Origin of the sequence: Paenibacillus sp. PsM32 (assembly GCF_030433815.1) — a bacterium.
In the GTDB taxonomy this organism is placed as follows: Bacteria; Bacillota; Bacilli; order Paenibacillales; family Paenibacillaceae; genus Saccharibacillus; species Saccharibacillus kyungheensis.
Genome location: NZ_JARUWY010000022.1, coordinates 1 through 18,867, shown reverse-complemented (window position 1 = coordinate 18,867; position 18,867 = coordinate 1). Strand labels below are relative to the sequence as shown.

The 18,867-nt window shown below is 30.4% G+C and carries 16 protein-coding genes; 6 read left to right on the top strand and 10 right to left on the bottom strand.

Annotated features, from left to right (window positions below; translation table 11 throughout):
• Window positions 1-16: 16 nt before the first annotated feature.
• Genes rfbC through rfbH form a run of 3 tightly spaced genes read left to right on the top strand, consistent with a single transcriptional unit; the run spans window position 17 to window position 3,037 of the window.
• Entirely contained in the window at window positions 17-577 is a 561-nt protein-coding gene (gene rfbC, locus QCD85_RS22780) for a dTDP-4-dehydrorhamnose 3,5-epimerase (RefSeq protein WP_301263972.1), read from the top strand.
• Window positions 574-1,467: an NAD-dependent epimerase/dehydratase family protein gene (locus QCD85_RS22775; RefSeq protein ID WP_301263971.1), complete on the top strand. Its 894-nt coding sequence runs from the start codon at window positions 574-576 to the stop codon at window positions 1,465-1,467. Before rfbC ends, QCD85_RS22775 begins: the two co-directional genes overlap by 4 nt.
• 49 nt (window positions 1,468-1,516) lie before the next feature.
• On the top strand, window positions 1,517-3,037 hold the full coding sequence (gene rfbH / locus QCD85_RS22770; protein ID WP_301263970.1) for a lipopolysaccharide biosynthesis protein RfbH: 1,521 nt from the start codon (window positions 1,517-1,519) through the stop codon (window positions 3,035-3,037).
• A gap of 48 nt (window positions 3,038-3,085) precedes the next feature.
• On the opposite strand, the gene QCD85_RS22765 is transcribed toward rfbH, so the two are convergent.
• The 6 genes from QCD85_RS22765 to QCD85_RS22740 all read right to left on the bottom strand — a co-directional run bounded on the left by QCD85_RS22765 (window position 3,086) and on the right by QCD85_RS22740 (window position 11,856).
• Window positions 3,086-4,486 carry a glycosyltransferase family 2 protein gene (locus QCD85_RS22765; protein WP_301263969.1) on the bottom strand — a complete coding sequence of 467 codons (1,401 nt, stop codon included), beginning with the start codon at window positions 4,484-4,486 and terminating at the stop codon, window positions 3,086-3,088.
• 33 nt (window positions 4,487-4,519) lie between these two features.
• A complete protein-coding gene (locus QCD85_RS22760) occupies window positions 4,520-5,770 on the bottom strand; it encodes a tetratricopeptide repeat protein (RefSeq protein ID WP_301263968.1) in 1,251 nt (416 codons plus the stop codon).
• Window positions 5,771-5,835: 65 nt separating this feature from the next.
• Entirely contained in the window at window positions 5,836-7,605 is a 1,770-nt protein-coding gene (locus QCD85_RS22755) for a methyltransferase domain-containing protein (RefSeq protein WP_301263967.1), read from the bottom strand.
• 13 nt (window positions 7,606-7,618) lie between these two features.
• Entirely contained in the window at window positions 7,619-8,662 is a 1,044-nt protein-coding gene (locus tag QCD85_RS22750) for a glycosyltransferase family 2 protein (RefSeq protein WP_301263966.1), read from the bottom strand.
• A gap of 5 nt (window positions 8,663-8,667) precedes the next feature.
• On the bottom strand, window positions 8,668-10,755 hold the full coding sequence (locus QCD85_RS22745; protein WP_301263965.1) for a glycosyltransferase: 2,088 nt from the start codon (window positions 10,753-10,755) through the stop codon (window positions 8,668-8,670).
• A gap of 39 nt (window positions 10,756-10,794) precedes the next feature.
• Window positions 10,795-11,856 carry a glycosyltransferase family 2 protein gene (locus tag QCD85_RS22740; protein ID WP_301263964.1) on the bottom strand — a complete coding sequence of 354 codons (1,062 nt, stop codon included), beginning with the start codon at window positions 11,854-11,856 and terminating at the stop codon, window positions 10,795-10,797.
• Window positions 11,857-12,131: 275 nt separating this feature from the next.
• Between QCD85_RS22740 and QCD85_RS22735 the strand changes: the two genes are divergently transcribed.
• Genes QCD85_RS22735 through QCD85_RS22725 form a run of 3 tightly spaced genes read left to right on the top strand, consistent with a single transcriptional unit; the run spans window position 12,132 to window position 15,990 of the window.
• Window positions 12,132-13,616, top strand: a complete 1,485-nt coding sequence (locus QCD85_RS22735; protein ID WP_301263963.1) for a CDP-glycerol glycerophosphotransferase family protein — start codon at window positions 12,132-12,134, stop codon at window positions 13,614-13,616.
• A 12-nt stretch (window positions 13,617-13,628) separates the two neighbouring features.
• Complete coding sequence (gene tagD, locus QCD85_RS22730) at window positions 13,629-14,021, top strand: glycerol-3-phosphate cytidylyltransferase (RefSeq protein WP_301263962.1); 393 nt, start codon at window positions 13,629-13,631, stop codon at window positions 14,019-14,021.
• Between the two features lie 13 nt (window positions 14,022-14,034).
• Window positions 14,035-15,990 (top strand): glycosyltransferase family 2 protein, encoded by a 1,956-nt coding sequence (locus QCD85_RS22725; protein ID WP_301263961.1) that lies wholly within the window; start codon window positions 14,035-14,037, stop codon window positions 15,988-15,990.
• A gap of 52 nt (window positions 15,991-16,042) precedes the next feature.
• Here QCD85_RS22725 and QCD85_RS22720 read toward each other — a convergent pair whose 3' ends face one another.
• Genes QCD85_RS22720 through QCD85_RS22705 form a run of 4 tightly spaced genes read right to left on the bottom strand, consistent with a single transcriptional unit; the run spans window position 16,043 to window position 18,625 of the window.
• The gene (locus QCD85_RS22720; RefSeq protein ID WP_301263960.1) at window positions 16,043-16,366 is read right to left on the bottom strand and encodes a hypothetical protein; all 324 of its coding nucleotides are present in this window, start codon (window positions 16,364-16,366) and stop codon (window positions 16,043-16,045) included.
• Window positions 16,363-16,758 carry a flagellar export chaperone FliS gene (gene fliS / locus QCD85_RS22715; protein ID WP_301263959.1) on the bottom strand — a complete coding sequence of 132 codons (396 nt, stop codon included), beginning with the start codon at window positions 16,756-16,758 and terminating at the stop codon, window positions 16,363-16,365. The genes QCD85_RS22720 and fliS overlap by 4 nt, the downstream gene beginning before the upstream one ends.
• A 29-nt stretch (window positions 16,759-16,787) precedes the next feature.
• A complete protein-coding gene (gene fliD / locus QCD85_RS22710; RefSeq protein ID WP_301263958.1) occupies window positions 16,788-18,260 on the bottom strand; it encodes a flagellar filament capping protein FliD in 1,473 nt (490 codons plus the stop codon).
• Window positions 18,261-18,271: 11 nt separating this feature from the next.
• On the bottom strand, window positions 18,272-18,625 hold the full coding sequence (locus QCD85_RS22705; protein WP_301263957.1) for a flagellar protein FlaG: 354 nt from the start codon (window positions 18,623-18,625) through the stop codon (window positions 18,272-18,274).
• Window positions 18,626-18,867 lie beyond the last annotated feature (242 nt).

Sequence of the window (18,867 nt, the reverse complement as noted above, 5' to 3'; positions counted from 1 at the left end):
GTTAGGAGGTAATCTTTTGAAACTAATCCCCACTTTTATACCTGGTTGTCATGAAATTGCTCCCAAAATAGTAAATGATATAAGAGGTTCTTTTGTAAAAACATTCCATGAAAATTGGTTTAAAGATAACAATCTGGAATCTTCATTCAAAGAACAATACTTTTCGGTTTCTAAAAAAAATGTGTTGAGAGGTTTACATTTTCAGGCTCCTCCTCATGACCATGTTAAATTAGTATATTGTGTACATGGAGAAATATTTGATGTAGTTCTTGATATTAGAAAAGGTTCTCCAACTTATGGACATCATCACATTTTCTATTTAGATTCTGTCAAATCAAATATTGCTTATATTCCCAGAGGGTTTGCTCATGGATTTTATGTAAAAAGTGAATTTGCTACTGTAGTCTATAATGTAAGTTCTGTATACAATGCTTCATATGATAAAGGTATTCATTGGGATTCAGCAAATATTCTTTGGCCAAAGGGATCTCCTATTATTTCGGAACGAGATGAAAATTTTATGGCTTTTGAGAAAAGTGAAGATTACTTTCTATATACAAATGAGAATACACTATGATTAAAAAAGCTATAGTGACAGGAGCAACTGGATTCATTGGTTTTAACTTAGTCAAAAGACTGCTATTAGAGAATTGGGATGTAGACATCATTATAAGAAAAAACTCAGATATAAGTCTTTTAAAATGTTTAAGTCCTCTAATTAATGTGTATGTATATGACGAAAATTTTGAAAGTTTGAATACTGCTTTGAGTTATTCAAAGCCTAATGTAATATTTCATTTAGCTTCCTTTTTCAAATCAGATCATGACTCTAATGAAATTAATCATTTAATATATAGTAATATTCTTTTTGGTACACAATTACTAGAAGCTATGAGCAAAAATAACATTGTTAATTTAGTCAATACAGGAACTTCTTGGGAACATTTCGAAAACAGCACATATAATCCAGTCAATCTCTATGCAGCTACCAAACATGCTTTTCAAGATATAATTTTCTATTATATAAATACAAAGAAAATAAACTGCATCACCCTTAAATTATATGATACGTATGGAGAAAATGATAATAGAGCAAAACTTTTAAAAATTCTAAAGCAAGTGTATATTTCGGGTGAAACTCTCCAAATGACTGCTGGAGAACAATTATTTAATTTAGTTCATATAAATGACGTAATTGATGCTTTTATGCTTGCTTCTCATTATCTTATTATCAATAATAAATATATTAATAGTAGCTATGCTGTATCTGCAAAAAGTTTAATCTCGCTAAAACAACTAGTTGATTTAATTGAACAAATAATTCAACATCCTTTACCGATCGAATGGGGAGAAAAAAATTATAAGGAAAGAGAAGTTATGATTCCTTGGAACAATGGGATTACTCTTCCTGGATGGCAACCTCAAATGGAATTAATGCATGGATTGAGTATTTATTTCAGTAAATGAGATCCTTGTCTTTCCAACTATAATAAAATTGAGATTGGAGAGAGTAAATTTGATTAATATTGGAGAAATATTTAATTTTAATAATAAATCTTGGATTGTAGCTGAGTCACATTTAAAAAGTGTGAGTGTCTTTTCGTGCGAAATTTTGGAAAATGGAGAAATAGTTATAAACTATGATGATCCTACTGAATTTGAATTAGAAAACCTTGAATTTAATAATTGCGAAGTTTTAAAAGTTGCTGATTTAAAATTAATTGAACAAATAAAACGTAATAAAATCTTTGATAGAGTAAAAGAATTTTACCAATTATTTCATCAAAAACCAGAATTTCAACCCGAATCTTCAAATTTAAGTTACGCAGGTAAAGTATATGATGAGAAAGAAATGATAGCATTAGCAGATGCAAGCTTAGACTTCTGGCTAACTTCTGGAAGATTTTGTAACGATTTTGAGAAGAAGTTCGCTGAATATCTTGGAGTTAAATATGTTTTACTAACCAATTCTGGATCATCTGCTAATCTTTTAGCTATTTCTGCATTAACTTCAGTTAAATTAGGAGAAAGACGTCTGGTCTCAGGGGATGAAGTAATAACAGTCGCAGCAGGGTTTCCTACTACTGTAGCTCCTATTGTACAAAATAATTTAGTTCCTGTATTTGTAGATGTAGACTTAGCCACCTATAATATTTCTATAAAAGAAATTGAGGATGCTATATCTCCAAGAACTAAAGCTATTATGATTGCTCACACTATGGGGAATCCATTTGATTTGTCTGCTATTTTAGAATTGACTGAAAAATATAACTTATGGCTTATAGAAGATAATTGTGATGCATTAGGTTCTAGATATAATGGACAACTTACAGGAACATTTGGTCATATAGCTACATCTAGTTTTTATCCTCCTCACCATATGACTATGGGAGAAGGTGGGGCAGTATATACAAATGATCCAAAACTTAAAATGATTGTCGAATCATTTAGAGATTGGGGTCGAGACTGTTGGTGCCCTTCTGGTTGTGATAATACGTGTCGTAAACGTTTTGGTTGGCAACTAGGACAATTACCTGTCGGCTATGATCATAAATATACCTACTCCCATCTTGGATATAACTTAAAGGTAACTGATATGCAAGCAGCTATTGGATTAGAACAATTAAAAAAAGTCCCCTTTTTTTCTAACCAAAGAATACACAACTTCAATAGATTAAAAGATAATTTACAAATAATTAAAGATATATTAATTTTACCAGAAGCAACTCTCAACTCTGAACCTAGTTGGTTCGGATTTATTCTTACAGTAATTGATGGAACTAAATTTTCTAGAAATAAAATTACTCAATATTTAGAAACACAAAGAGTACAAACAAGAATGTTATTTAGTGGTAATTTGACTAAACAGCCAGCATTTGAAGGGGTTTATTATAAACAAATAGGTACTCTTCCAAATACAGACAAAATTATGTTTGATACATTTTTAGTAGGTGTATATCCTGGTTTAGATGATAGCATGATTGACTATATGAGTAAAAAAATAATTGAAGCGGTAGAATTTGCACGTAACAAATAAAAAAGCTTCTCAAGTTTAATTAAACTTGAGAAGCTTTTTTATTTGTTATTACAGCATCAAAGCATTCTTAATATCATTTAACAAATCCAAAACTTCTTCATCTTTAGTATTTATTTTACTTATATATTGAAAAGCTAAATCATATTCTTTAACAATATATAACATAAAACTCAAGTTATATAAAGTATCTCTATCAGAATCATTTATAGATAAAGATTGATATAAAAGTGGAATAATAGGTTCTACAACTTGTGAATTATAAAATCTTTGAGCCAAAAAATTATAAATTCTTTGTTTATTATTTTCTAATGACTCTACTGAATTCAATAAATCTGTAGTACTTATTTTATTTTGAATTAGTAAATTTTTGATTTTATTAAATGAATTCTCAATTTCGATATCTTCATTAATATTTCTTATATAGCAATTAAGGTCTAACATAATTGTATTTAATTTATTTTTCTGTACATTTAATTCCGTCATAACATTTACATAATTTTTAATAATAACTTCAATATTATTTAAAATATTTTTCATAGGATTAATTTCCGTCATAGAAGTATATTCAATGTCAGTTTTTTTACAAAACGAAATGTCTACAGGATCTTCAAACGTATTTATTATACTATGATTAGATTGATTATTAAAAACAGCATAATTTTTACCTAATTCTATTATATCTGCCTTATCAATTATATTATTTTTTTTAAATTTAATATAAAGATCTTCCCATTGTTTCCCTGCTGTATTTTCTCTATCCGGAGTTGTTAAATAATTCATCCAACCTACAACTGATTTTGAGATAATTTGATTTAATGTGCGAACTGGGAAATGGGCTAATTTAATATCTTTAAGTTCTATAGTTTCCGGTACCTTATTGATATTTTTAGGGATAGTTATACTATGATTTCCCATAGTTAATTGTACTTGATAATTTTCGATAATTTTCGATGTGATAATAACTTTATAGAACTTTTCTAGTGATTCGTCTCTGAAATTTATAATTCTTTTAGGAACAAATATTTCATCTTCTTGATCTAATAAAGATGGAATATATGTTTTCCACTTTATATAATGGACTTTACTTCTATCTAAAGATTCAAGAATCTTCCTCGGATTCCCTTTATTGGTACTAGTAACAAATTCATCAGCATCTAAAGGCAAAATAATGTCTGGACTGTATAGTTCTAAAGTAGTCGCCATCAACTTATTCATTTTTTCAGATTGGTTATATTGAACTGTATTATCTTCAAATAAATATAATGGATATCCTTCAATAATCAAACTGTTAATAATATTAAGTGTATTATCTGTACTACCATTATCTAATATAACAATACCATCAAATATATTATCATGATAACGAATAAATGACTCAATGATATCAGCTTCATTTTTAATCATTGTAATTGCAAATATTTTTAACGCTTTGGGACTATAAAGTCGCAATGTTCATCCTCCTATAAAATTAATTTAATGATTTTATAGTTCAAGAGATATTTTTCTTATAAAATCGTCTACATCATTATCTACAGCTTGTATATTTTGGAGGTATTTTAAAGCTTTAGATTTTTCATTTTGATTATAATAAATACAACCTAAATTAAAATTAGTATTTACATGATTAATATCTAATTTTAGCGATTCTTCTAACAAGAAAAGAGCGATATCAATAAGTTTTTTTTGATAAGCTTTTATAGCTATAATATTATAAACTTCTTGTTTATTTATACTAATCCTTTTAACTATATTGATTATATCATTTTGCGACAAATCATTTGCTTCAACAAAATCAATTAATTTGGAAGACGCTTTATCTAAATCGTCTTTTTCAATGTTCCATATTAAATCTTCAAATTGTCTATGATGATCTAAATTTAATTGATCTAATAAAGTAGGATAAATATATTCTTTGATAAAACTATTACTTCGATCAGTGATTAACCTTGAGGAACCTTGGATCAAATTTTTTAAAAGTTGTAAGTTTGAGCTTTCGTCTTTATCTTTTAAAATTTCTTTATAATGGGCATTATAGACTACATATTCCATAGGATGTACAATATTGTATTCTTTAATTAAACGCTGTAAAGACATATGTGGATTTTCTATAATATTATTGTAGATTTCTCCTGTTCCTGCTGGACGTGTATGCGTTACTGGGTAAGAATCAATAATTGCTATTTTATTTTTGGGATAGTTTAAAAGAGCTGGCCATACAAAATCTAATCCCCATCCTAAAGGATTGTCTTTAAAAGTAAGTAAACATTTTTCGAGTGATCTTGAAGAAAATATTGGAACCATGACTTCTACAAAATTTGTAAATCTAAGATCCATTAATTTATTTTCTACTGTAATCACGTGTGAGAAATAAGAATTCTCTGTAAGGGCAGGTTGGGCCAGCCATAAATCATTTTGTGAAAATTTCTCAAATAATCCATTAATATTTTTAGTAGTAGTACTAATGTCATCATCAGGAATCCAAATTGCTTCATAATCCAAAAGTATTTCTCTATTATCATTAATCAGTTCATATAAAGAGGACCATTTGATCCCTTTATTAGCAGAATAATATTCAGATTCTTGGCTGTATAGACCCTCTTGATCTCCATAATATTCTATTAAAAGGTCAAAGTTCCTATTTTCATCTTTTACCCATTCTCTGTGTAAAGAATTATCACCTGCTCTGCATATAATTAAATACTTTCTCTTTTTAAGTTCAATTATATCACTCATAAGAATGCTCCTAATGAATTTGATTTTTTTATCTAAAGTAATTATAAAATAATCATAATTATACTTTATATTGCTTCTATTTCCAAAATTAGATTTTTAGTCTCTTCATCTTTCTCATCTATATTTCTCAAATAATGTAAAGCAAGTTCATTCTCATTTGCAAGGTACAAAATCGATCCTAAATTATATAATGTATCTCTATGTTTACTATCAATAAATAAAGACTTTTGTAACAACTCAATAATCAGTTCATGCTTACCTTTATTATAAAAACTTACTGCCAAATCATTGTATAACTCTTGTTTATTCGATGATATGTTTTCAATAGCATCAAATAAATCCTTTTTGTCTATATTTCGGGAATCGATTAGTTGAATAAGTTTTTCAATTGCTTGATCTTCTTTCGCAGAAGTCAACAATTCATTCAAAAAATTGTTAGGCATTCTTTTTTTCGCCTTAACAAGATATTGATAAATCCTCATTTGTGCTTTTAATTCTGGGTTGCCTAATTTTGATAATTTTTCGATTAGTTCTTCTTCTTCTTGAGACAAAGCATAAATATTTGCTTTAAAATCTATATCCACATAACCTGCATCTTCAAACATTTTTTGAATTTCAAATCCTGTAAAGAAACGTACATGAGTTCTATCAAGTAAACCTGCATCTTCATATTCCCATCTACCGTTTAATAATGACTTTATTACAGAATGATGCATAACATTAGGTATACTTGAGATTACTTTCCCATTATTTTTTAGATATTTTTTTAAGTTTTCTATAACCATCCAAGGATCATTAAGATGTTCTAGAACATCTGGTAGAATAATATAATCAAAAAATCCCTCTTCGAATTCCATATCTTTTTCAATATTAGAAGCACTTACTTGAGCAAATAAAGCAGCAATAGCAGCTGAATTAGGGTTTAATTCTATTCCATAAATTTCTGAATTTTTGTATCTATTTTTCACTTCTAATAACGTCCCACCGCAAGCACATCCTACTTCAAGTACACGAATATTTTCATTAGGATCATGTAAATCTATAAGACTTAATACATCAGTACGAATATAAGAAGAATACTTTGAATTAAAGCCCCATTTTTCCACGAATTTTTGTGCATTAGTTTGCATAAGTTCATCGTAATATGAGCGATCATCATTAAAAGTTACGTGTCTAAAATGATGTACAAAGGTATCTTTACATAAAATCAATTTATAGCCTGCATTCATCATTCGATATGAATAATCATCATCTTCGAAATTACCAGGAGTAAATATTTCATCTAGTATTCCAATTTTGCGAACAACTTCTCCTTTGATTAACATACAAAACCCAATAAGTTTAAGACGTTGTTCCCATTTTGTAGAGTCAGGTTTATTATAATTTTTAGCAAAAACTTGCATTGATGCTATATCTTTATAGTCGACATCAATGGATTGATAATAAGAACAATTATTAGTAACTGGTCCTACAGCTCCGATATCTTCAGAATTATACAAACATAACTGTAAGTTATCCAACCATCCTTCTGTTACTATTACATCGTTATTTAAAAGTAGAATATCATCGCCATTAGCAACTTCTATTCCTTGATTACAACCTTTAGGAAATCCTAAATTTTCATCGTTAAAAATAGTAATTATATCCGTCTGCTCCCCTAACCATGGTCTAGTACCATCATTAGAATTGTTATCTACAACTACAATCTCATAACTTCCTGATGTAGTATATTTTCTTATACTTTCAATACATAATTGCGTGTATTCTAATTTGTTAAAAGTTAAAATAATAATGCTTGTTTTTCTTAAATTAGATTGAGAAATATTACTTTTCATTCGTCAACCGCCTTTACTTATTTTTAAGTGTTTGTGATAAAGTTTTAATACTTTCTATCGTTTTTGTATCTAATACAGATTTTAATTTTTCGATTTTTAAATTAATTACTTCAAAATCATTTTTATTATTTTTAAAAATTTGTTCGTCTAAATTATTAATCAAAAATATATATTTTTCTATAACAATTTTTCGATTTATTACATTTAAAGAAAGTAAAGTATTACTTATAGCAGTCCAAATATTCCAATAAAGTACTCTTTTAAAATAAATACTGTACATATTACTTCTTAAATCTGTATCATTGATCCTTAATTTAAATTCATCTTGTACATTTCTAAGCATTTCTATTAAATAATTGAAATTCATTAAGGGATCTTTATACACTGATTGTGAAGCAGAATTAGAAATAATTTCTCTAATCCGATAGTTATACACATTTGTGGCTAAATGGTATATTTTATTTGATCTAAGGTAACAAGCAATGGTAAAGACTTGATCTTCACCATATTTCAATTTTTCTGAGAATCTAATATCATTAATAATTGATTTTTTTATTAATTTTCCACATGCATAAACTGAATAAAGTAATGATGGACAATCATAAATACTCTTGTATCCTTCTTGTTGCAGTTCAGGAAATTGATAAAAGAAATTCATCATTGTTTGACTTTTACTATCAAACCTTTCATATATGCCTGTCACTAAATCTGCGTTTTTTTGTATGGCTGTATCATACATTAACTCTAAAGTATTTAATGGAATCGTATCATCTGAATCTAAGAAAAAAATAAATTCTCCTCTAGCCATTTCTATAGCTTTATTTCTAGCTACTGATACCCCACAATTTTTTTCCAATTGATGCAAGACAATGAAATTATATTGGTTTGCAAAATGCGATGCAATATCATAAGTCGAATCTATAGACTGATCATCTATAAGAATAATTTCAAATTGTGCTAAGTTTTGATTAATTAATGATTCTAATGTTTCTTGAATATAATCTTCTACATTATACATAGGGACAATCACAGAAACTTTAATATTTTCTGAGTTCATAGGGATCACTTCCATTGTAGTTTATGAGATTGCGCTTTTATTTCTTGCAGAAGTTGCGTCGTTTTTGCATCCTGTGTTTTAATTTTTTCAACAGCTTGTAAAGCTTCTGGATAACTTCTCGTTTTGTAATTAATATTAGCAATTAAAAATAAAGTTTCATCCCGATCTGCTGTATAATTCAAAGAAATTTCTAAAATTGTGATGACTAAATCATAACGTTTCATTTCGTAGAAATAGTTTACAAGTATATTTGTTGTATTCACTTGTTCGATAATATCATTCAGCATTACACTTTCCATCTCATCTACATAAATCTGCCCAGTTTCAATCAATTGTAGTAAATCATTCAATGAATCTTTACGCTGGACGTTGTGTTCGATACGTAAAAGTAAGAAAGCAAACCATTTTTGAGGATTACTTTTAAGCGCAATCGTTTCTTCTAATTCATAAATCCATGATTCGATTTGTGCCGTTTGTTCAGGAACTTTTTTGAACCACTGTAAAGCTTCTGCTTCATTCCCTAAACCATAATGAATCGTTCCTAAATTGAGTAAAGTTGTTCCATCTTCAGGGTTGATTTCATAGGCTTTATTTAGCAATGGAAAAATTTGATCTTTTTTATTATTCTCATATTGTGTTAATGCCAGATAGTTAAGCAAAGGAACTGCGGGACCAGTATAGTCTTTTACAGCATTCAAAATTTGTGCAGTATTATGATTTAAAATATGATCCACTGCTTCTTCTGTCGGATTCTGAAATAATTGATTGAATTGTTCTTGTAATTCTTCATTACTGGATTGCTGTGATGCTTCTAGTGTTGCAGTAATCACAAAGTATTTGGTGTCAAAGTGTACAGGTAATTTATTTCCATTCAGACGACGTAATCCATTAATAAAGTCTTTATCTTCCTCATCTAGTGGACTACGAATATATTCAACATTAGACGTAGCTAACCCAATATTCCCTAACCAATTAATTACATCATTAATATGATATTTAGAATAATTAGATGTTGTGAACGTTTGATCTACAAGTATATTTTGCACAACAGAATAATGATTCATATTCTCAAAACGGAATAATATTTTCCCATTAGATTTTAACAAATTAATATAGCTAACTAATACTTGTTTCAACTCTGAAGTCTGATATAACACGATATAATCGAACTTCATTTTTGTATCCAAATAATATTGCAAATCTTGTGTAACATATTGAGCTACTTCTTCATTAAATATGTTAAAATGTACTGGATTTTTAATGCCTTCTACTTGCCGTTGAGAGTTCTGTTTCAACTTAAGTATATTAGCCCCAGTCTGATCTCCTACAGTTAAAATAGTTGTAGAATCATCAACTTCATTCAATAAACTATACAATTCGATATCAGGCAAAGTGCAGTCAGGATGAAATCCCCATTTATTCATAAATTCAGCAACACTACTAACCTCTTCATCTTCACGATCTTGATAATGATGAATAAATACATTTTTGCTTAAAACCAACTTATAATGCTCTTGTTGTAATCGTAAAACATAATCTGATGTCAGTGCACTGCCCTTAAATTGAGTATCAAATAATCCTATTCTAGAAATAGCTTCTTTTCTGAAAAGAATACAGAAGCCATCTAAAGAAACTCGTTCTTCTTGCTCAAAATTACGTTGGCACTGCTTAGCATATTGAAGCATTTCCTCCATAGAATCAAAGTCCTTGTTAATACTTTGATCACTTTCAGAATGGCTAGTAATAGGTCCCACTGCTCCAACGGTTTCATCTTGATATAAAGATTGAAGCAAGTACAATAACCAGTTGGGCGTTACTAGAGTATCTCCATGCATAATAGCAATACTATCTCCATGTGCTATTTCTAATCCTGTATTCCATGCTGCTGCTTGAGTTAATAAATCTTCATGAAAAGAACTTAAAATATCCGTTTGTTCGGCTAGCCATGTACGAAGTTCTAGCGAACCTCCATGTTCCACAACAATAATTTCATAGGTTCCCCGGTCTGTAAAATTTCTAATACTTCCGATACAGTCTTGAATGTACTCTAATTCCTCTGGTGAAGCAGTAAGAATAATACTTGTTTTATCCATATTCGCACCCCTTTTAATAAATGAAATAACATTTTTAAATCATACTATTCTTTGTATAGAAGGCTCATACCCATATTCTGCTGCTCGTTTATATTGCTCTGTTGCTTTGGCACTTTCTCCGATCACTTCATAGAAAACACCCAAATTATGATGAGCAGCAAAACTTCCTGTACCCCATACACTACCTTCCAGATCCGATTCTCCAATTTCGATAGCTTTTTGATAAAATTGTTCTATAAGTGGTAACATCTCTCCATATTGTTTTGTATCACTAAGTATAAGTTCCAACAAATATAGAGCAGATACAAAATAGAAATCTGGATAATGTCCTACATTTGATTGTTCATTTTCAATAATAGACAATCCCACTTCTAAGTGCTTAGACGCAATAATGGCGTATAAAAGATTAATCACTATATTAGCAAAATAAGGTTCTGTTCCCTTAGCTAAAAGATAAGCTTGTTTCAAACACTGAAAAGTCTGTTCATGCTCTTCTAATCCCCGATATTCTTTAGCAATTTGATAGTAATAATAGGGATCTGATGGGTTCTCTTGTATTACTGTTTGCAAAATAGGGATATTACGTTCACTTTTATTGTGCTCGTAGTAACCATCATGTTGTACTTCAATATCCACAGTAATTCTAGGTAAATCAGACTTTATTTGCTCATGAATTTTGCCACTGTAGTAATAACCTTTTGGAATTAATCGAGAGATATAACTTTGCTCATAATTGATGCCATCTGTTCCTTTAAAAGAGTCTATCCTTTTGACTTTGCCGATCACTTTGATCTGTAGATGAATAAAGTCTTGAATGATACGTTCACAATCATTAGATATATATTCATCTGCATCTAATATTAGATTCCATTCACTTGTAGACTTGGTAAGAGCAAAATTGCGTGCTGCTGCAAAATCTTGTTGCCATATATAATCAAAAATTTTCGCACCAAAATCTGAAGCAATTTGTTTGGTATTGTCCGAAGAACCGGTATCCACAATAATTACTTCATCTACGTAATTGATGGCGCTCTCTAGACATCTTTTAAGAGTACGTTCTTCATTTTTTACGATCATCACTAAAGCAATCGTTGATTTCATACATTACCTCGTTACTATCTAAAATAGATAGTACTCTACATGTGGGTTTATTTGGTATATATTTGTAATTAGGTGCGAGATATTCGCTAGTTCTGTCTCACAGAACTTTAATCATTAATTCACCTCTGCGCATTTGCGAAATGTGTTTACAATCCTATTATCGACATTTAGTTGTGTTTTTTATATAGGGGATCGTATAAAAATAATAATGCGTTTATAAGCATGAATATTTTGACCGATATATGAAATAGAAGATACTGAAAGGTGGATGAATAATGAATGAACGCCTTAAAATAGCTATGCTTATGAGTAGCTACTCAGGTTCTAATACATTAGCACTACAAAATAATTTACCTAAATATATTGAAGAAAAATACGAAGTTATTTTACATGAGCTTAATTCTGCACATGAGCACGCTGATTTTTATCATAGCGATGTGTATATTAATACGCATGGTGAATATGCTTCTTCCCAAAACAAAGTAAATATCGAACTCTGGCATGGCTTTCCTTTAAAAGGAATGGCATTAATGGATCGCGAAGAAAAAACAGATCCTGCACAGATATTCGATTATTGGTCTGATATTAATATGATTGCTTCCTATTCTCCTTTATACAACACATTAATGAATGCTTGTAATGGAGCACGTATTGAACAATATCAAATTACAGGTATGCCTAGAAATGACGCTTTATTTTCAAATGATTCCCAAACTTTACTTAGTACTATGATACCTGAAGTGAAAGGAAAAAGGGTTATTTTCTTTATGCCTACTTTCCGTAAATCTGTAGTCACTCCTGAAAAGATTGATGGTAAAAAAACAACCTCAAATGTGTTCGGTTTTGAAGACTTTGATCCAGAACAGTTTGCCGAGTTTTTGTCTAAACATAATTTGGCTTTTGTTGTTAAACTTCATCCTTTTGAAGAATCTTATTTTTTGGAGTCGTTTTCAGATTGGAATGCTCAACATATTTACTTTTTAACCAATGATTTATTAATCAAGCATCAAAAAGATCTGTACGAAGTTATAGGTGCTGCTGATTTTCTCATTACAGATTATTCTTCTATTTATTTTGATTATTTATTATTAGATCGTCCTATTATATTTACTCCTATTGATTTAGAAGAATATAGAAAGACTCGTGGTTTTCTTTTAGAACCTTACGATTATTGGACTCCTGGTCCCAAAGCATTTAATCAAGAACAATTAGTATCTTATATAACAACTTATCTGGAGCAACCTGACTGGTACAGTAATGAACGGAAAACCTTACTTCCTCTTATCCATACGTATACAGACAATCGTTCTTCTGAAAGAGTATGGCGAGCTGTAGATAAACATATCACTGAAAATATAGAAAAGATATCCAAGCAACAACAAGCAACAATTGAAAATAAGCAACTTCAAGAACAAGTTAAACAAAGTATTTATACTATGCTTGAACAAGGAGAAATCATGCCTGCTGAAGAGGCACTTCAACAGTATTTACAAACAGCCAAAGCCGATGCAGATATATTTTCGATTAAAAGCATGATTCATTTATTAGCAGGTGAAGTGAAAGATGCTATTGCTACACTCGAAAAAGGAATTGAATTTTTCCCTTCTAATGCAGACCTTGTTTATAACCTAGCTTATATGCACGAGAACGATCAAAATATACCAATCGCTATTTCTTATTACCAGCACTTTTTACTGATGTCTGACGATGTTGAATTAATTCAATCTACTCAACATAAAATCAAAGAACTATCTCAATAGGGAGGAAGAGTTATGAAAAAAGTAATTACTTATGGAACGTTTGATTTGCTTCATTATGGTCATATTTTACTTTTCCAACGTGCCAAAGCTTTAGGTGATCACCTTACAGTGGCTTTATCTACAGATACGTTCAATCAAATTAAAGGCAAAGGAGCTTACTTTTCTTACGAAGAACGGAAACTGATGCTTGAAGCGATTAGATACGTAGATACTGTGATTCCAGAGAATACATGGGAACAAAAGCAATCAGACATTATTGACAATCATGTTGATATTTTTGTGATGGGTGATGACTGGAAAGGGAAATTTGATGAACTGAAAGAATATTGTGAAGTGATTTATTTATCACGTACACCGGATATTTCTACGACCACTATAAAAAAGACAATTAAAAATACAGATTAGTATCGGAGGAATTATGAAGTTATTAAGCTTATGTATGATTGTTAAAAACGAAGAAGATATACTTGAACGTTGCTTAAATAGTGTAAAAGATATTGTAGATGAAATTATCATTGTAGATACGGGTTCTACAGATCGTACTCGACAAATTGCACAAAATTACCAAGCTAAGATCATTGATTTCGAATGGATTAATGACTTTGCAGCTGCTAAAAATAAAGCAATTGAACAAGCTACTGGGAAATGGATACTTATGCTCGATGCAGATGAATATATGACAGAAAATGATACTACAAATTTAAGAGCTTTTTTAGAAAAACAAGAACCCCAACCGAACATAGCTTTTAATATATCGATTATTAATTATACCGGCAAAAAAAATTCTGGGAATATTATGGAAAGTTCAGCCGATCGAATCTTTCCTAACCATATGGATATTTGGTATGAACGTCCGATTCATGAACAACTATTTTCAAAAAAACCAGATACTGACCTGAGAAATTTTCAAATTCCTTTTCGTATTCATCATTCTGGCTATCTGCATGAAGTACTGGCTAAAAAGAATAAGCATGAGCGAAATATGCAAATATTTAATGAGTACAAAAAAAATAATACGTTTCAAGCCTATGATTTTTTCACACTTGGTAATGAATATCATGCGATTGAAAATTATCCTGAAGCGATTCTCAATTATAAAAAATCGATTGAGCAGGCAGAGTCTTCGAAAGTAGCATGGTATCCACATGCTTTAATTGGCTTAATTAATACGTATTATCACCTCAATCAACTAGACAAATCCTGGGAAATGATTGAGAACAAATTAGTCGAATTTAATGATTATCCCGAATATTATACGCTTCAAGGAATTCACTATGAATGGTTTGGCTATTTCGTAAAAGCTGAAGAAGCTTACAAAAATGCTATTCGTGTTGCAGAAAAAAAAGCTAAAATTCAATCTACTTTTTGGCTATACAGCCCGAGTATGGGGTTTAATATTCCTTTAGAACGCCTTGCTAATATTTCTGTACGTTTTGCTAGACCACAAGATAATATTTCTTGGTTGACCAAGTTGCTTGCCCACAATAAGCAAAATGTAAGTTTATTAATATTAATTTTAGAACAAATTTCTGCTATAGAAACTTCAGATCAACTTATCCACTATTTTAGTGGCATTTATGATCTGAATGAAGTTCGAGATGTTGTACTGTTATTTGAAGCTTGTCTTGCCGTAGGAAATATAGAGTTAGCTGAACACTACCGTGATCAGGTTCATATTCATTATGAAGTATCTTTAGAAAAAAAGTTAAGAATAGCGCTATTAAAAAATGATGTAGATACTTCCAAGCATCTTTTACAACAAATTATGCTTCCTGATCGTTCTATCAATAATTACAATTCATTGATTATTGCAGCTTTGATCCTGCAAGATACAGATGTACTACAGGATCTAGCTTCTATTGATGGTACTACTGGTTCTATCGCACGATGGTCATTGCAATTATTACAAAAAAAACTATTACCTGAATCTATTGCACTTGATGATTACCACCATACATTGTTCTTAATAGCAAAAGAAATTTTCTTTTTACATCAATTTGAATTGTATGATGAATTTGTAGAGTATTTTAACCATTCTAAATTGATTAACGATTTAGCTAACTATTTTTATACTCGTAATTATATGGATATAGCAATACAATATTATTCTCTTCTTTTACCTAAAAACGAATTAGCAATTCAAAGTTTAGAAAACCTAGGATATTTTCATACCAATGCCAGTCTTCCTGAAGAGGCTGTATCTTTCTTTAAAGAAGCTTTGCGTATTGATCCTAGCCATATTTATGTATATCCTACTTTAATTAAACAAGTTCCAATACAAGAAAAACAACTATATACAGATCAGTTCCAACAACGATTAACAAAATTAAATTTAGCTACTGTTGCTTTTACACATCAACAAGATCTTATATAAAAAAAGTAAGAACCATTGATGTATATATCAATGGTTCTTACTTTTTTTATTTTTATGATCTAGATGCATAAGGAGAAGACATATTTCCTTTACCGTAAGCATTATTCTGCATATGATATTGACTAATTTTGCGTAAGTTCAATGCTGCATCTTCTTTAATCGCATTCATTTTACCTACAATAATTTCATCGTAAGATAAAATAGCTTTAATCATTTGCTTTTCTTCATCTAATACGATTTCTTTCTTTTCCAATACTTTCATAGCACGATTGCGAAGACCAATCAATCTAATTAAATCATCACTTTCAACATCATTGATATTTTGTGCTATATATACTGTTCGCTCGTGTAGATGCTCTATTGCTACATCAATCATAATATAACTTCTTTCTGATCCTCGCTAGCTGCTACAATTTTAGCACACTCTTTCCATGTATCACGAAGCTCTACTAAGTGGTCTAAGATTTCTTCAGCAAAGGCGCTATTTTTTTGAATATTAGCCTGAATTAACTTGTAACTCATATATTCATACAATTTAGATAAATTATCAGCAATACTATATTTGTGATCAAGTGCAGCATTCAATTCATTTACAACTGCTTGAGCCTTGATTAAATTTGTATTAGCGACAGCATAATCTTTATTATTAATACCTGTAATACCCTGCTTTACAAATCGGATAGCACCATCATAAAGCATGATTAATAATTGACTAGGAGGGGCAGTTTGCACCGAAGACTGTTGATATTTTTGAAAAGCTAAATTCAAAGCTATTCACTCCTTAATAGTTATAATAATTAACCGCTGTAACTTGAAAGACTTGTAGATAATGAATTATATTTATTTACTGCTGTTTCCATTGCAGTAAATTTAGTGTAGTAGCTTGTTTCCAACCGACTCATAAACTCTTTAAAATCAGATATTTTTTTATCTAGCGTCGTCAGCTGTGTACTTAACTCAGAACTGGCTTTAAATCCTGTTGTTAAATCTGTACTTGTTGTTGAAATACCTGCTGATTTAGACATTGAAATCAATGCGGTGTTCGTAATTGCAGACATTTTTGTAAATATTCCAGAAGATGTACTTGTTGCTGTTTTATCATCACCAGATAATCCAAATAGTTCTCCAACCGCTGTAGAGTTGTTTGTTAATGCCGCTATTAATTTATCCTCATCTTTAATCACTAGCTTACCATTCTCAGTGTAAGAGCCTGTAGTGATCCCAATACTCTGTAAATTCATTAACCCAGCAGAAGTCTTTACTTGAGCCATAGAGCTTGCACGCAAGTCAGTGGTCATTTTAGTAAGGGTTGTATCATTGCGCAAAGCCCCGCTTTTGGCTTTAGTTTCCCAAAGCGTAATTTGATCATCTGTCATACTTTCTTTCTGTGTGTCTGTTAAAGGCGCATACGTACGATATACCGTTTCGCTTGTTTCTCCATTCACTTTAGAAATCAAGCTATTATAATCGCTGATAAATGACTTAATCGTATCTAGTAATTTGCTGGTATCTGCTTTTACTGAAACATTAGTCACTCCACCAGTTCCAGAAAGACTATTTACTGTTACGTTAATCCCATTAACAGCAAAAGAATTTTCTTCATATTCCATATCCATACCATTAATATTGACTTTAGCATTTAATCCTGCTGTTGTAGTAGAACTAAAAGCTTTCAAATCTCCAGTTGCAGTAACACCGGTAGCACCTGTTTTATTAGAGGAAATAGATAAGTCACCTGTTTTACTATTAAAAATAGCTGTAGCTCCTGCAGAACTTGAGTTGATCTTAGAGACTAAATCAGCCATCGTATCATCACTATCATACTGAATGACTACACCATTCAATTCAATTTGTCCTGTACCACCCTTAGTCGTATCTGTTCCCATAGCTGTATCCGATAATTTGGTATTTGCATTTGTAATGCCTGTAGAAAATTTAGTATTACCTGCTGTCGCTAATTGATTAACAGTTATAGCTAATGATCCTGTAGCCGTACTAGAAGCAGTAGTTGTCACTGCAGTCGTATTCCCTGTAACTGAAGTTGTTTTCGCTTGTAGATTAGCTGATTTGGAATACGTATCTAGTAATTTATTTTGGCGAAAGTCTACAATTGATGTACTCATCGATCTATAGTCTTCTTGTTTCCACGTTGTTTTTGTTGCTTGTTGATTTAATTTGTCTAATTTAGTTTGTTGCGCTGACATTAATGTTTTGACTAATGAATCTACATCCAACCCTGAACTTAATCCTGAAAGTCTTGAAGTTGTCATAATATTACCTCCTATACTTTTTTATCAACCAATATCCCTGCATTTTCAAGCATTTTTGCTACTGCATCTAGTGTTTTTTCTGGTGGAATTTCTCGTATTAAATTACCATTATCTTTATCATATACTTTGATCATAATCGCATTTAATTTATCATGAACAGATATTTGTAAACTAACATTGGGTCCTTGCATTGCTCGAGTGATCCGTTGCATCTCTTCTACCTTTTTTTTATCATCTACTGATACTACCTGGCTAGAAGGATCAGATGAAGTAACCGTATCTGTTATCGGTGTAGAATTGATCTGTACAGGTTCGCTAGGCGTAATATGTAACAAGTTAGGATTACCAGAACCTGATATATTCATTGACATTAATTCCACCTCATCTCACAAAATAGAATGGGAAAATACATTCAAATTTTACCTGTTATTATGTATATCGGTTAATTTAGAGTAGCTTTGAATACAATCTGAATAATTATATAAGATTATATTCAGTATAAACAAATAAAAAAGAGGTTCTAGTATAAAAGAACCTCTTTTCAAAAAAAATTATGCAACTTTTAAAATTAACGAAGCAATGACAATACACCTTGTGGTGCAGAGTT

Bases quoted from the DNA above. Each gene is read 5' to 3' on its own strand.
- QCD85_RS22760 (WP_301263968.1), bottom strand. From the start codon at position 5,770: ATGAGTGATATAATTGAACTTAAAAAGAGAAAGTATTTAATTATATGC.
- QCD85_RS22735 (WP_301263963.1), top strand. From the start codon at position 12,132: ATGAATGAACGCCTTAAAATAGCTATGCTTATGAGTAGCTACTCAGGT.
- fliD (WP_301263958.1), bottom strand. From the start codon at position 18,260: ATGACAACTTCAAGACTTTCAGGATTAAGTTCAGGGTTGGATGTAGAT.
- QCD85_RS22720 (WP_301263960.1), bottom strand. From the start codon at position 16,366: ATGATTGATGTAGCAATAGAGCATCTACACGAGCGAACAGTATATATA.
- tagD (WP_301263962.1), top strand. From the start codon at position 13,629: ATGAAAAAAGTAATTACTTATGGAACGTTTGATTTGCTTCATTATGGT.
- QCD85_RS22740 (WP_301263964.1), bottom strand. From the start codon at position 11,856: ATGAAATCAACGATTGCTTTAGTGATGATCGTAAAAAATGAAGAACGT.
- QCD85_RS22755 (WP_301263967.1), bottom strand. From the start codon at position 7,605: ATGAAAAGTAATATTTCTCAATCTAATTTAAGAAAAACAAGCATTATT.
- QCD85_RS22775 (WP_301263971.1), top strand. From the start codon at position 574: ATGATTAAAAAAGCTATAGTGACAGGAGCAACTGGATTCATTGGTTTT.
- QCD85_RS22750 (WP_301263966.1), bottom strand. From the start codon at position 8,662: ATGAACTCAGAAAATATTAAAGTTTCTGTGATTGTCCCTATGTATAAT.
- QCD85_RS22745 (WP_301263965.1), bottom strand. From the start codon at position 10,755: ATGGATAAAACAAGTATTATTCTTACTGCTTCACCAGAGGAATTAGAG.
- QCD85_RS22705 (WP_301263957.1), bottom strand. From the start codon at position 18,625: ATGAATATATCAGGTTCTGGTAATCCTAACTTGTTACATATTACGCCT.
- QCD85_RS22725 (WP_301263961.1), top strand. From the start codon at position 14,035: ATGAAGTTATTAAGCTTATGTATGATTGTTAAAAACGAAGAAGATATA.